The organism is Algoriphagus alkaliphilus (assembly GCF_900103735.1).
Lineage (GTDB): Bacteria > Bacteroidota > Bacteroidia > Cytophagales > Cyclobacteriaceae > Algoriphagus > Algoriphagus alkaliphilus.
The window spans coordinates 1-12,949 of record NZ_FMXE01000037.1; the positions used below are offsets into that span (position 1 = coordinate 1).

General features: G+C 43.0%; 13 protein-coding genes. 5 read left to right on the forward strand and 8 right to left on the reverse strand.

The features are described 5' to 3' along the window. Positions 1–263 (forward strand): group II intron maturase-specific domain-containing protein (locus BLQ81_RS18855; protein ID WP_317042040.1); only part of this gene is annotated, 263 nt, incomplete at its 5' end. A gap of 369 nt (positions 264–632) precedes the next feature. Next, a complete protein-coding gene (gene ffh / locus BLQ81_RS18860) occupies positions 633–1,973 on the forward strand; it encodes a signal recognition particle protein (RefSeq protein ID WP_092733613.1) in 1,341 nt (446 codons plus the stop codon). Positions 1,974–2,284: 311 nt separating this feature from the next. Here ffh and BLQ81_RS18865 read toward each other — a convergent pair whose 3' ends face one another. Beyond that, complete coding sequence (locus BLQ81_RS18865; protein ID WP_092733616.1) at positions 2,285–2,554, reverse strand: hypothetical protein; 270 nt, start codon at positions 2,552–2,554, stop codon at positions 2,285–2,287. 28 nt (positions 2,555–2,582) lie between these two features. On the opposite strand from BLQ81_RS18865, the gene tnpA reads away from it, so the two are divergent. Then, complete coding sequence (gene tnpA / locus BLQ81_RS18870; RefSeq protein WP_092733619.1) at positions 2,583–3,044, forward strand: IS200/IS605 family transposase; 462 nt, start codon at positions 2,583–2,585, stop codon at positions 3,042–3,044. A 709-nt stretch (positions 3,045–3,753) separates the two neighbouring features. Here the strand turns inward: tnpA and BLQ81_RS18875 are convergent. From BLQ81_RS18875 to BLQ81_RS18885, 3 genes are all read right to left on the reverse strand, one after another. Further along, positions 3,754–4,230 (reverse strand): nucleoside deaminase, encoded by a 477-nt coding sequence (locus BLQ81_RS18875; protein WP_092733622.1) that lies wholly within the window; start codon positions 4,228–4,230, stop codon positions 3,754–3,756. Positions 4,231–4,378: 148 nt separating this feature from the next. Further along, on the reverse strand, positions 4,379–5,122 hold the full coding sequence (locus BLQ81_RS18880) for a LytR/AlgR family response regulator transcription factor (protein ID WP_092733625.1): 744 nt from the start codon (positions 5,120–5,122) through the stop codon (positions 4,379–4,381). Beyond that, on the reverse strand, positions 5,119–6,204 hold the full coding sequence (locus BLQ81_RS18885) for a sensor histidine kinase (protein WP_245693312.1): 1,086 nt from the start codon (positions 6,202–6,204) through the stop codon (positions 5,119–5,121). The genes BLQ81_RS18880 and BLQ81_RS18885 overlap by 4 nt, the downstream gene beginning before the upstream one ends. Positions 6,205–6,552: 348 nt before the next feature. Here BLQ81_RS18885 and BLQ81_RS18890 point away from each other — a divergent pair, with 348 nt between their 5' ends. After that, positions 6,553–9,072 carry a TonB-dependent receptor domain-containing protein gene (locus tag BLQ81_RS18890; RefSeq protein ID WP_092733713.1) on the forward strand — a complete coding sequence of 840 codons (2,520 nt, stop codon included), beginning with the start codon at positions 6,553–6,555 and terminating at the stop codon, positions 9,070–9,072. Between the two features lie 471 nt (positions 9,073–9,543). Here BLQ81_RS18890 and BLQ81_RS18895 read toward each other — a convergent pair whose 3' ends face one another. From BLQ81_RS18895 to BLQ81_RS18905, 4 genes are all read right to left on the reverse strand, one after another. Beyond that, the gene (locus tag BLQ81_RS18895) at positions 9,544–10,524 is read right to left on the reverse strand and encodes a pyruvate dehydrogenase complex E1 component subunit beta (RefSeq protein ID WP_092733631.1); all 981 of its coding nucleotides are present in this window, start codon (positions 10,522–10,524) and stop codon (positions 9,544–9,546) included. 85 nt (positions 10,525–10,609) lie between these two features. Further along, positions 10,610–11,689 (reverse strand): NAD-dependent succinate-semialdehyde dehydrogenase, encoded by a 1,080-nt coding sequence (locus BLQ81_RS18900; protein WP_317042044.1) that lies wholly within the window; start codon positions 11,687–11,689, stop codon positions 10,610–10,612. After that, a complete protein-coding gene (locus BLQ81_RS23040; RefSeq protein ID WP_317042041.1) occupies positions 11,646–11,981 on the reverse strand; it encodes an aldehyde dehydrogenase family protein in 336 nt (111 codons plus the stop codon). Before BLQ81_RS23040 ends, BLQ81_RS18900 begins: the two co-directional genes overlap by 44 nt. Continuing rightward, positions 11,978–12,373, reverse strand: a complete 396-nt coding sequence (locus BLQ81_RS18905; protein ID WP_092733634.1) for a rhodanese-like domain-containing protein — start codon at positions 12,371–12,373, stop codon at positions 11,978–11,980. Before BLQ81_RS18905 ends, BLQ81_RS23040 begins: the two co-directional genes overlap by 4 nt. Positions 12,374–12,442: 69 nt before the next feature. Here BLQ81_RS18905 and BLQ81_RS18910 point away from each other — a divergent pair, with 69 nt between their 5' ends. Next, the gene (locus BLQ81_RS18910) at positions 12,443–12,949 is read left to right on the forward strand and encodes a metallophosphoesterase family protein (RefSeq protein WP_092733637.1); all 507 of its coding nucleotides are present in this window, start codon (positions 12,443–12,445) and stop codon (positions 12,947–12,949) included.

Consider the following 12,949-nt stretch of genomic DNA (forward strand, 5'->3'; position numbering starts at 1 on the left):
AATACCGAGGCAATATCCAAGGCCTGTCATCCGCTATCAATGTGATGATAAAGGGCTGGATCAATTATTACTGCAAGTTCCATAAATGGACTACGGTAGGATTGTGGTATTGGCTGAACAGAAAATTGATAGAATGGAAGATGGCTCAGAAACGGAGAATGGGTAAAAGAAAGGCTATCAGGTGGCTGGTAACAGTTTACCGGGGAAAGCCAAATCTATTCGCACATTGGCAACTTGTACCACCAACTCTTGGTAAAAAGTAGGGGACCTGACTTTGGAAGCGTCCGCCGCGGCGGAGAGACTATCACGCACGGTGCTGTGAGAGGTTTGGGGTGAAATTCCCCTTACCTACTCGACTTGGTAATCTCTCTCTCACAGATGACACAGATATGCACAGATTTTTTTGAATCAAACCTTCTGTATTTTATTTTCCTATTTCCTTACTTTTTTTAAGCCTTCAAATCCATAGTTACGTCGAGTATTGTGCTCAACTAGGCATCGGACATCGGTCATCGGACATCAGACAACCATTTTTTTCTTATGTCTCCGGTCTTCCCGCCTAATTCCCGCAAATTCACCTTCCCAAAAACCCTTAAATTCGTTACTTTTGCTCCAAATAGAAGCAGAATCGAATGTTTGATAATTTAAGTTTAAAGCTTGACCGGGCTTTCAAAACGCTGAAGGGGACGGGTAAAATCACCGAAATCAACGTCGCATCCACCGTAAAGGAAATCAGAAGAGCCCTGATCGATGCCGACGTTAACTTTAAAGTAGCCAAAGAAGTCACTGATACGATCCGAACCGAAGCCTTGGGCCGGGACGTTTTGATTTCCGTTTCTCCGGGCCAGCTTCTGGTAAAAATCACCCAAGAGGAGCTTACCAAGCTGATGGGTGGATCCAAAGTGGACATCAAGCTGAGCGGTGATCCTGCCGTGATTTTGATTGCCGGTCTTCAGGGTTCGGGTAAGACGACCTTCACCGGGAAACTTGGGAGCTTGCTGAAAAGACAAGGTAGACAAGTTCTCTTAGTGGCTTGCGATATTTACCGACCTGCTGCGATCGATCAGCTGAAAGTATTGGGTGAGCAGATTGGAGTGGAGGTTTATGCCGAGCCTGAAAATAAAAATGCGCTTCAGATCGCTACAAATGCGATCGCCTATGCTAAGAAAACCGGCAAAAAGACGGTAGTCGTCGATACCGCGGGTCGTCTGGCAGTGGATGATCAAATGATGAAGGAGATTGAAGAGCTGAAAAAAGCACTCAATCCTTCTGAGACACTTTTTGTGGTCGATTCGATGACGGGTCAGGATGCGGTAAATACGGCAAAGACCTTTGACGAGCGACTGAATTTTGACGGAGTCGTCCTGACCAAACTCGATGGTGATACCCGAGGTGGTGCTGCGATTTCGATTCGACACGTAGTAAATAAGCCGATCAAGTTTATTTCCACTGGCGAAAAAATGGAAAATCTGGATGTCTTCCATCCGGATCGAATGGCTCAGCGGATCCTCGGAATGGGTGATGTGATTTCCTTGGTTGAGCGTGCGCAGCAATCTTTCGACGAGGATGAAGCCAAGCGAATCAATGCCAAAATCCGTCAAAACAACTTCAATTTCGATGACTTCCTTTCCCAGCTCGAGCAGGTGAAGAAGATGGGAAATATCAAAGACCTCATGGGCATGATCCCGGGAATGGGCAAAGCCATGAAAGGTTTGGATATCGATGATGATAGCTTCAAGCCGATCGAAGCCATCATCCGCAGCATGACTCCAAAAGAGCGTCAGCAACCTGACATCATTGATGGACGCAGAAGAAAGCGAATAGCCGATGGTTCAGGAAGGACAATCGTGGAGGTAAACAATCTCATGAAGCAGTTTGACGACATGCGCAAACTGATGAAGCAGATGAACAAAATGGGCGGGGCCAAGCAGGCCATGAGTCGCATGATGCCTCCGGGTGGAGGAAGAAGATAAAGGGATTTCGGATTTAAACAACCCGATCGGAAATGGTCGGGTTTTTTTATTACAAGAGATCGAAGCCATTTCAAAAGAATTAAAAAATTCCAACTAAGTTTTCTAGGGAATAGGTGTGGCTTTGAAATTCTGTGAGACGTATTTTACTTCCATTCGTTCTCGTTCCATCGGAACGCTTGGTCGGTAGAAATAAGTTTGAGGTTATGGAATTCGTTCCGTAGGAACGTTTGGTGAAAAACAGCTATGTTCAAGAGATAAGTCACCATGCGTTCCGCTGGAACGCGGAGGTGTTTGTCGGGAGTTTTGGTTGCCTACGTGATGTCCCGCTGGGACATGTGTCGCAGGTAAGATGGGATTTTTACCCGTAGATTTTGCTTCTGACAAGCTATCTGGTTCGGATTTGGATCAGTATTGAAAGCGAATTTTAATCGGATCGTTAGAATCTGAACTCGCTCATTTTGCAGCCAAAATCCACGATTCCTGATCCATCGTTCCAGCGGAACGACTGGTCGGTAGTTTAAGGTGTAATCGTAGGTAGGATTCGTTCCGTAGGAACGTTTGGTGATTTTTTCTAAAACCAATAAATTAAGGAAATAAAATTTTTCAGCTATGGCAAATACTTACACTCAAATCCACATCCATTTAATCTTTGCAGTCAAGTTTAGAAAGGCTTTAATAAATTCAACTTGGAAGGAAAGGTTACACCAATATTTTACTGGGATGATCCAGAAAAATAATCATAAAATGCTCCAAATCAATTCCATGCCTGATCATATTCATATGCTGATCGGATTAAGACCTGAACAGGCACTTTCTGCTTTAGTCCAAAATATTAAATCGGAAACAAGTAAATGGATAAATGAGAATAACTTTTGCGAAGGAAAGTTCCAATGGCAGGATGGTTTTGGAGCATTTTCATATGCGAAAAGCCAACTTCCAAATGTTATAAGATATATCATCAATCAAGAGGAGCATCATCGCAAAAAAACCTTTCTTGAGGAGTATAAATCATTTTTGAAAGCATTTGAAGTGGATTGGGAGGAAAAGTACATTTTTGAAGATCTCAAATAACACCAAGCGTTCCGCTGGAACGCGGGCTTTTCATCCTAGGTTTAGGTTACCGATCAGATGTCCCGCTGGGACAAGGGTTGTCAAATGACGATCATAAAAAAACAAAAATTTTAGTGGGAATGGAAGAGATAGATTGGTTAATGTGCAATGAAAGGTATTCATCAGAACCTCGTTCCAGCGGAACGGTTGGTTGGTAGTTAAAGGTGTAATCGGACGATGGGATCGTTCCGTAGGAACGTTTGGTGAAAAACATACAAGTTACAAGCACATGTCACGATGCGTTCCGCTGGAACGCGGGCTTTTCATCCTAGGTTTAGGTTACCGATCAGATGTCCCGCTGGGACAAGGGTTGTCAAATGACGATCATAACAAATCAAAATTTTTGGTGGGAATGGAAGAGATAGATTGGTTAATGTGCAATGAAAGGTATTCATCAGAACCTCGTTCCAGCGGAACGGTTGGTTGGTAGTTAAAGGTGTAATCGGACGATGGGATCGTTCCGTAGGAACGTTTGGTGAAAAACATACAAGTTACAAGCACATGTCACGATGCGTTCCGCTGGAACGCGGGCTAGGTCATCGGTTTGTAAGTTACCAACCAGATGTCCCGCTGGGACATGGATATCTTGATTTCTATTGTCTAAAGTCTATTGTCTAAAGTCTTGCATCTAGAATTTAAGGTCTTGTTTCTAAAGTCTTGCTTCTAATCTCTAATAAAGCGTCTTATCCCCTTTTTCTTTCCAAAGCTCAAATGCCATCAGACTCTCCTCACGAAGCAGTGAGATCATGGGGATTTTGCGGTCCGCAGGTTTTACCTCGATTTCCTGATAGATAAAGTCATCATCAAATCCGGCCTCGGCCGCGTCATTTTTGGTGCAGGCATAAAAAACTTTCGCAGGTCGCGCCCAAAATATTGCGCCGAGACACATAGGACAAGGTTCGCAGGAAGTGTAGACTTCACAGCCTTCCAGCTGAAAGTTATCGAGCGTTTTGCAGGCATCACGGATGGCTACCACTTCGGCATGTGCGGTAGGATCTTTGGTTTTCAGGACCATGTTAGAACCTTGGCCGACGATTATTCCATCCTTAACAATGATGCATCCAAATGGTCCGCCATTTCCGGCAAGCATTCCTTTTTTTGCCAGATCAATTGCCTGCAGCATGAAGTTTTTTTGGGAATCGGTCATGGGATAAAGATAGTGATCAGTTTGGAGTGGTCAGTGTTTTGGTAAGTAGTAAAGAGTGAGTAGTAAGTTGTTAGTCGGATTTACCTCTTACTACTAACTACTTACTTTTTATAAAACTGAAAACTGAGACTGCCTACTGATCACTGACTCAACTCATCCACTTACTCAGAAACTCCAAAAATTGGTCTTTGTAATTGTCCCCTACAGCGATTTGATGATCTCCGGTTTGGATGACATTCTTGGATACTGAGTCAATGTGATCCAAGGCCACAATGAAAGAACGGTGTACACGCATAAACTTTTCCGAAGGAAGTAATTCCTCCATATTTTTCATACTGGTCAATGAAAGTAGCGGGTTGGGCTTGGACTTCAGGTGCACTTTGACATAATCCTTGTAGGCTTCTACATGGGTGATATCTTTGAGCATCACTTTGACGAGTTGGTATTCAACTTTCAAAAAAATGAAATCCTGCTGGGCAACGGGCTCGGCAATTTTAGCCACAGGAGCCTGCTGAATCCGATCAAAATACTGGTAAGCTTTGGTAGCCGCCGCCAGAAATTCCTCGTAGCTGTAGGGTTTGAGCAGGTAGTCCAGCGCTTCTACTTTATAGCCTTCGATGGCAAACTGATTGTAGGCAGTGCAGAAAATAATGCGGGTTTTTTCAGAGTTTTTTTTTCCATCAAGGATTCGGGCAAGCTCCATTCCCGAGAGATCTGGCATTTGGATATCCATGAAAATGAGATGAACCTCATTTTGGTTGATAAAACCCAAAGCTTCAATGGCGTTGGAAAACTTTCCTTCCAGCTGCAAGAAGGCTGTTTGGCCAATGAATTTGCTCAGTAACTCCAGAGCCAAGGGTTCATCGTCTATGGCGACACATTTTATAGTCATGCGAGATTGATTGTCAGGTTAACCCAATACTCCATTTTGGAATCATCTTTTCCAAACTTCAATCGGTGTTTATCCGGATAGATTAGACTTAGACGACGTTGAGTATTTGCCAGTCCGATACCGTTTTCATGGGCTTCCGGACTATCCGGATTGACAGGGAAAATGCGGTTTCTGGTTTCGAAAAACACAGTGTCTCCCATTACTTCCAGTTTGATCAGAATTTCACTTTCATGCTGTGAACTGACTCCGTGCTTGAAGCAATTTTCCAGAAATGGCAAAATTAACATCGGTGCGATGATCAAATCATGTTTGGGAATTTCGATTTCGACTTTAAGCTTGACTTTTTCAGTCATTCTCATTTTCATCAACTCGATGTAATCTTCAATGAACTTTACTTCTTTGCTCAGAAGGGTTTCATTCTTCTGATTTTCATAGAGTACGTAGCGCATCATTCTGGAAAGCTTCAGGAGGGCTTCCTGCGCCTTTTTCACATCCAGATTGGTGAGTGCGTAGATATTATTAAGTGTATTGAAGAAGAAGTGAGGATTAATTTGAGCCTTGAGGTAGGAGAGCTCGGTATTGATGCGCTGCCGGTCGAGTTCTCTTCTGAGTGTTTCATCTTTTTGCCATTTCTGTACCAAAGCCAAGGAGGTACTCAATCCGATAGAGACCAAATAGAGCGACATCTGGAATACGTCCCCGGGGAGCCATCTTTTTCTGTTCGGATCGAAGGGCTTGTCAGGGCTGAATACAACGTGCATTTTCTCAGAGTAAAGCGTAAACTGTTCAAAGTAGATAATCAGTCCATAAAAAAACACACCTCCTAGAATCACGATCAAGAGGAAGAGGTAGTTTTTTCCCTGAAGGAGGATTTTGGGTACTGTAAAGGATGCGTTTGTATAGAAAACTGATATCAGCAGGACAACAAGAAATACCTGTTTCCACCAGAATTGGACGGGCAATTGGATTTCTCCCATCCGCCAGGAGAGCGGAGAGAGCAATAATAATACAATACACAGCATTAACCAGCCGAGGATGTGTACTAAAACCGAGAGCCTTTTTTTAGGGGTGAATGATAGCATATGGTTGATTTTCAGTATCCAAACTAAAACAAATTACTTCTATCCCTCAAATACAATCTACCAAAACTGCGATTTGACCTATGGAAAGCCCTATTGAGCGGATAAAGCCTTAAATCGTGAATTTATCGAAGTTCGTCTTGGATTTGCTGGTATTTGTCGATGAAGAGTTCCTGCTGGTCTATTACATTTTTTAGGACAAAACATTGCCCTCAACTTTGGGGTATCAAAAGGCGGAAGTCCCTTTTGGAAAACAACACTTTGAAATCGAGCATGACCATTCAATCACAAATTGGGCTAAAAATCATAAAAGCGAGATTCCATGTGGCCTTTGAGAAAAATAACCTACACATGAAAAAATTACTCAATCTAATTATCGCAATTACATTTTTCGGAACCTCTGTTTCTTTTGCACAGCAGGCTGGAGAAAGAAAAGAGCCTGCACGAATCATTGGTGTAGCAAAAAATCTCAAGACAGGTGAGTCAATTGGTTATGCCACTGCAGCGCTTTACAAAGCTGGCACTGACCTCAGTACTTCCGGAGCTGTGGCTGACGGAGAAGGAGTTTTCTTCATCACAGGTTTTTCTGTGGGTACCTATGAACTTCAAATTAGTTTTTTGGGATATGAGACAGTGAAGCGCACCATCAATATCAATTCTGCCGATACTGACATCAACCTCGGCGAAATCGGTATGACCGACGAAGGCCTAGCTTTGCAGGAAGTTACTGTCGAGGGACAGCGTGATTTGATCGAAGAGCGAGTAGACAGAACAATTTACAAAGCTGAAAATGACAAAACTACCGCAGGTGGTGATGCCACGGATGTGTTGAGAAGAGTACCCATGCTTTCTGTCGATCTGGACGGAAACGTGTCCATGAGAGGAAGTTCCAATATACTGGTGTTGATTGACAATAGACCTTCCGCCATCGCAGCTTCATCCATCGCAGATGCCTTGAGACAAATTCCTGCTGACGAAATCAAAGCAGTAGAAGTGATCACTTCTCCATCCGCAAGATTTGATGCAGAGGGAACTTCAGGAGTAATCAATATCATCACTAAAAAGAACAACCTACAGGGAATAACCTTGAATGTTAACTCCGGCTTTGGCTTGAGGGGTTCTAACCTTGGTCTTCAGGGCAGCGCAAGAAAAGGGAAAGTGGGTTTTAGCTTAGGCGGTTTTGGACGTGCGGGCTATAACTTGCTGGGAAGATTTGAGAACGAGCAAATCATCACCAATCCGGACAATACCATCTCCAACGTCATTCAGTCTGCGGATACGGAAAGGAGAGAAATTTTCGGAAGATATAATTTTGGAGTTGACTATGATATCAACCAATACAACTTCATAACTGGAGCGATCAATTTCGGATTGAGAAATTCAAACAATGAGCAAACCAACTTCGTGACAGAAAATTTCAGAAACAATGTTCTGATCAGCAATCGACTGAGAAGTACCGATACAAAAGATTTTAGCAATTCGGTGGACGTGAGTTTGAACTACACCAGATCATTTGAGAAAAAAGGAAGAGAACTGAGTTTGTTGACGCTTTACAGCATAAACAACCGTGAAAATTCTTTCATCAATACGCTTTTCACTGAGGATTTCAGCACCATTGATTCCAGATTGAAAAACGATAACCCAAGCAGAAACGAGGAATTCACGATTCAATTGGATTATGTCACTCCTTTGGATGAAAAAGGAAATCAAATCCTGGAATACGGAGCAAAAAATATCCTGAGAAAAGCCTATTCAGACTTTGCTTACTTTGAAGCAGATGGCCCAACTGGAGAATTTATTATTGATCCGAACCCTTCCAGAAACAACGACTTCAGCTACGATCAAAATGTAACAGCGGGTTATGTGTCTTATACCTTCGCTTTCTTGGAAAATTACACCTTGAAGCCAGGCATCAGATATGAATACACCACGATAAATGCCGACTTCAGGACTGAATTTCAGGCAGTTATTCCTGCTTATGGAACATGGGTACCGAGCTTAAATGCTTCCCGAAGATTGAAAAACGGAAACATGATCAAAGCCGCATACAACAGAAGAATTCAGAGGCCTTCCCTGAGATTTTTGAATCCTAACATTGAGGCCTCCAATCCACTGCAAATTTCGCAGGGTAATCCTGAACTTGATCCTGAGTTCACAGATAACTACGAGTTGGGATACAGCACATTCATCAAAGGTTCGACGTTGAATTTCACCACTTTCTTCAGAAATACAACCGGATCTATACAGGCTTTAAGAAACGTACAGGAAGGTGGAATAATATCTACCACCTATGATAACATCGGTCAGGAACAAACTGTAGGAGCTAACATTTTCGCCAATGTGAATATCAACAATAAATTCTCCTTAAATGGTGGGTTTGACATGTACTATGCCATGTTGGATAATGGACTTACTGATCCACAGTTTGCCGCAAGTAATGAAGGTTTCGTGATCAGTGGACGAATCTTCGGTAACTACACCCTTCCTAAGAGCTGGCAAGTACAGTTGTTCTCTTTCGCAAGAGGCCGACAGGTACAGCTTCAGGGGACCTCAGGCGGATTTGCAGTGTATGGGTTGAGCATGAACAAGCAGTTTGCCGAGAAAAGAGGAAGTATCGGTTTCGGAGTGGAAAACTTCCTGGCGAAAGAATTTATCGTGAGAAATGAAATTGTCACTCCTACGATCATCCAAAACAGCTTGAATGCCACCAGAAACATGAATTTCAAAGTGAATTTCAGCTATAGAATTGGCAAACTTTCCATGGATCAGCGTCCTAAAAGAAGAAAGTCAATCAGCAATGATGACTTGAAAGATGGCGGGGGAGATGGAGGACAAGAACAAGGTGCTGCTGCCCCTGTGCGAAACAGATAAATGAAGTTGTCTCAAAAGGTCTGAAGGGTCAGTGTGACAGGAGTCGAAAGCCATTTACAGCTAATACACATTTCGATTTCCTGCCTACCGGACAGGCCGGCGCTACCAATGACAGTGTTTATAGTATTTTGAAAATATTGAAATTTCCATATTTTATTCTGATTTAATCATTTCTAGAGAACTGCTCCCTGTCATTTCCATTTTGTATGTTCGCAGAATATTTAAGACTTAATGTGACACACAGCAATAGTTGGACAGCCTCATTCAGCAAACTTTGATTAGAAGTAAGAACAAAGACTTTATTAGATAGATTGGGTAACAGAAAACCCGGACTCATAAGTCCGGGCTTTTTTATTATGAAGAATAAACCAACTTAAAATTTCTAAGTCTAATCTCCATTAGATAGAATTAGGTGGAATAAAAAAACCCGACTCAAAATTGAATCGGGCTTTTTTTGTTTTTAAGGGTGTATTAAGACTTATAGGTTACTTTTTTAATTGCATCAATGGTACGCTTTACATTCGGAAGAGTAGCTTCAATATAGCTTGGGCTATAGCTCAAAGGAATGTCCATAGAATTTACCCGGATCACCGGAGCGTCAAGGTAATCAAAAGCATAGCGCTGAAAATGATAAGTCAGTTCTGATGAAATTGCCGCAAGCGGATTAGCTTCTTCGACGATTACTACCCGATTGGTCTTTTTTACAGACTCAAGGCAAGTGGCATAATCGATTGGGCGGACTGTTCTCAGGTCAATAACTTCACATTCTACTCCTTCTTTTGCCATTTCTTCAGCAGCTTCCAAGGCTACTTTCATCATTTTTCCAAAGGAAATCAAGGTTACATCTTTTCCTTTTCGTTTGATGTCAGCTACACCGATCGGAAGCAGATATTCGCCCTCAGGCACTTCTCCCTTGTCAGAATACATGACCTCAGATTCCATGAAAATGACTGGATCCGGATCACGGATAGCTGCTTTCATCAGTCCTTTGGCATCATATGGATTAGAAGGGACGATGACTTTCAAGCCAGGGGTATTGGCAAACCAATTTTCGAAGTTGGAAGAGTGTGTAGCTCCTAATTGTCCTGCATTTCCGGTTGGTCCTCTGAAGACGATCGGAACGGAGTAGGCTCCTCCTGACATCGCGTACATTTTGGCAGCAGAGTTGATGATCTGATCGATCGCTACCAGGGAGAAATTGAAGGTCATGAATTCAATGATCGGTTTCAGTCCGTTCATCGCAGCACCTACACCCAGTCCTGCAAATCCCAATTCAGCAATTGGAGTATCCACGACCCGCTCGGGACCGAATTCATCCAGCATTCCTTGAGATACTTTGTAGGCCCCGTTGTACTCGGCTACTTCCTCACCCATCAAAAAAACGGTTTTGTCCCGTCTCATTTCCTCGGACATCGCTTCTCTCAAAGCTTCCCGAAATTGTATTTCTCTCATCTGTAATGATAAAATTTTGGCTCGTAAAAATAGAAAGGAATCGGGCAAAAGCAAAGGTTGTCCCTACCTTTATCCCATAAGGTTTCTAACCCAGATAAACGGTTTTGGAATTGACGAACTCCAAAATCCCCTGACGCCCCAGTTCCCGTCCAAATCCTGATTTCTTAATTCCTCCAAAAGGAAGCGCAGGTTGGGATGCCACCATTGAATTGAGAAAAACGGCTCCACTTTCAATTTCGGCAGCAAGTTTTTCACCTCTTTCCAGGTCGCTTGTCCAGATGGATGCCCCAAGCCCAAACGTTGTGTCATTGGCTATTCTGATCGCATCAGCGGTGTTTTTGACTTTAAAGAAGCTTGCAACAGGCCCAAAAAGCTCCTCGGAATATGCCGGAGAATTTGCTGGAATGTCTGCGAGGATCGTCGGGCTGAATTCGGCACTTCCTGCTTTGGGTTTTTGGCCTCCGAAAAGGATTTTTGCGCCTTTTTCCACGGATTGCTGTACTTGTTCATACAACTCAGAAGCCAGATCGGGTCTTGCCATGCAGGCAAAATCTGAGGATTCGTCCATGGGGTTTCCCACTTTCATATTGCTCAATCTTTCCTGAAATAATTTCAAAAATTCATCATAAGCCGACTCTTCAATGATAAATCGCTTGGCGGAAATGCAACTTTGCCCAAAATTAACCATCCGAGCTTGGACTGCAATTTCGGCAGCTTTTGGAATATCAGCATCTGCCAACACTATAAAAGGATCGCTGCCTCCAAGTTCCAACAGTGATTTTTTTATATTTTTGCCGGCAGTGGAGGCAACTGCAGCCCCGGCTTTTTCGCTTCCGGTGAGGGATACTGCCTTGATGCGATCATCTTCCAGAAGTGTCAAAGTGGCTTTGGAATCAATCAAAAGGCTTTGGAAAACACCTTCTGGGAAGCCCGCTTCGCGAAAAGCAGACTCGACCGCTATGGCACATTGCGGCACATTGGAAGCATGCTTGAGAATTCCCACATTTCCAGCCATCAAGGTCGGCGCACCAAAACGGAAAACTTGCCAAAACGGGAAATTCCACGGCATCACTGCCAGGATTGCTCCCAATGGTTGATGTATGATTTTGGCCTTCTTGCCATCAGGAAGGTTGATTTTTTTCAGCAGAAAGGAATTTCTCCGCATTTTCAGCGTAGTAATCACAAGCCAAGACGCATTTTTCGATTTCTGACCTAGACTCCCGAAGGATTTTGCCCATTTCCAAACTAATAATTCGGGCGTATTCTTCTTTGTTTTTTCGCAGAATTTTTCCTGCTCTTTTCATCAGCCTTGCGCGTTCCAAAATGGACGTACTCTTCCAGTTCTCGAAAGATTTTGAAGCCAAATCAATTTTAAAATCCATTTCTTGGAATGTCAAGAATTTAAATTCCTTAGTCACCTCTCCGGTCCATGGATTAATGGATTGAATCAACTTCATTTTTCTATTGTTTTTCCGGCATCATTCCATGCGGTGATTCCGCCTTCCAGCATGTAGACTTTTTTAAAGCCGGCTTTTTGCATCCGATCAGCAGCTTTTCGAGTTCTTGCTCCAGAGCGACAATAAAGTAGATAGGTTTTATTTTTGTTGAGCGCTTCGATTTCCTGACTGAAGGTTTCTCCAAGGAAATTAATGTTAAATGACCCGGGTAAATGTCCTTCTGCCACTTCTTCGGGAGTTCTAATGTCAATTACTTTATTCTTCTTCTTGGGAGACATTTTCTCGAATTCCGCAATTGAAATGACATTGATCGAATCCATTTCCACAGTTTGGGCTTGTGCTGTAATTCCCAAAATCAAGAAGGCGAATAGAATTACTAATTTGGTTTGCATTGGTATTTGTTGAATTAGTGAATAAGGACTGCCATATTGAACAGAAAATTTACTCCATTTCGTTTCAAAATGTGTACAAAGATCGCTTTGATTTCAGACTCACACAGTTACATTGATCACAAAACTTTAACATATCTACAGGATGTGGATGAGATTTGGCATGCGGGAGACATTGGTAGCTTGGAAGTGATGGCAGCTTTGCCAAAAGGAAAGTCTGTTCGTGCAGTTTTTGGAAATATTGACGATCAGTCGATTCAAGAAACCTACCCCGAATGGCAGGAGTTTGAATTGGCAGGTGTGAAAGTGCTCATGACTCATATCGGAGGAAAACCTCCACGCTATGCAACTGGAGTGAAAAAAAGAATCAAGGAGTCGGCGGCGCAGTTATTTATTTGCGGGCATTCGCACATCTGCAAGGTGGAGTTTGATTCTTCGGTCAACTGCCTGTACATGAATCCCGGTGCGATGGGAAGGCATGGATTTCATATCATGCGGACGATGTTGCTTTTTGAATTGGAGGCTGGAAAAATTCAAAACCTTCGGGTGGTAGAATTGGGGAAAAGGGGAGGGGTGTAA

Coding starts and splice junctions, on each gene's coding strand:
- BLQ81_RS18905 (WP_092733634.1), bottom strand. CDS start 12,373: ATGCAAACCAAATTAGTAATTCTATTCGCCTTCTTGATTTTGGGAATT.
- BLQ81_RS18875 (WP_092733622.1), bottom strand. CDS start 4,230: ATGACCGATTCCCAAAAAAACTTCATGCTGCAGGCAATTGATCTGGCA.
- BLQ81_RS18880 (WP_092733625.1), bottom strand. CDS start 5,122: ATGACTATAAAATGTGTCGCCATAGACGATGAACCCTTGGCTCTGGAG.
- BLQ81_RS18885 (WP_245693312.1), bottom strand. CDS start 6,204: ATGCTATCATTCACCCCTAAAAAAAGGCTCTCGGTTTTAGTACACATC.
- BLQ81_RS18910 (WP_092733637.1), top strand. CDS start 12,443: ATGTGTACAAAGATCGCTTTGATTTCAGACTCACACAGTTACATTGAT.
- BLQ81_RS18900 (WP_317042044.1), bottom strand. CDS start 11,689: ATGCGGAGAAATTCCTTTCTGCTGAAAAAAATCAACCTTCCTGATGGC.
- ffh (WP_092733613.1), top strand. CDS start 633: ATGTTTGATAATTTAAGTTTAAAGCTTGACCGGGCTTTCAAAACGCTG.
- BLQ81_RS23040 (WP_317042041.1), bottom strand. CDS start 11,981: ATGAAGTTGATTCAATCCATTAATCCATGGACCGGAGAGGTGACTAAG.
- BLQ81_RS18890 (WP_092733713.1), top strand. CDS start 6,553: ATGAAAAAATTACTCAATCTAATTATCGCAATTACATTTTTCGGAACC.
- tnpA (WP_092733619.1), top strand. CDS start 2,583: ATGGCAAATACTTACACTCAAATCCACATCCATTTAATCTTTGCAGTC.
- BLQ81_RS18895 (WP_092733631.1), bottom strand. CDS start 10,524: ATGAGAGAAATACAATTTCGGGAAGCTTTGAGAGAAGCGATGTCCGAG.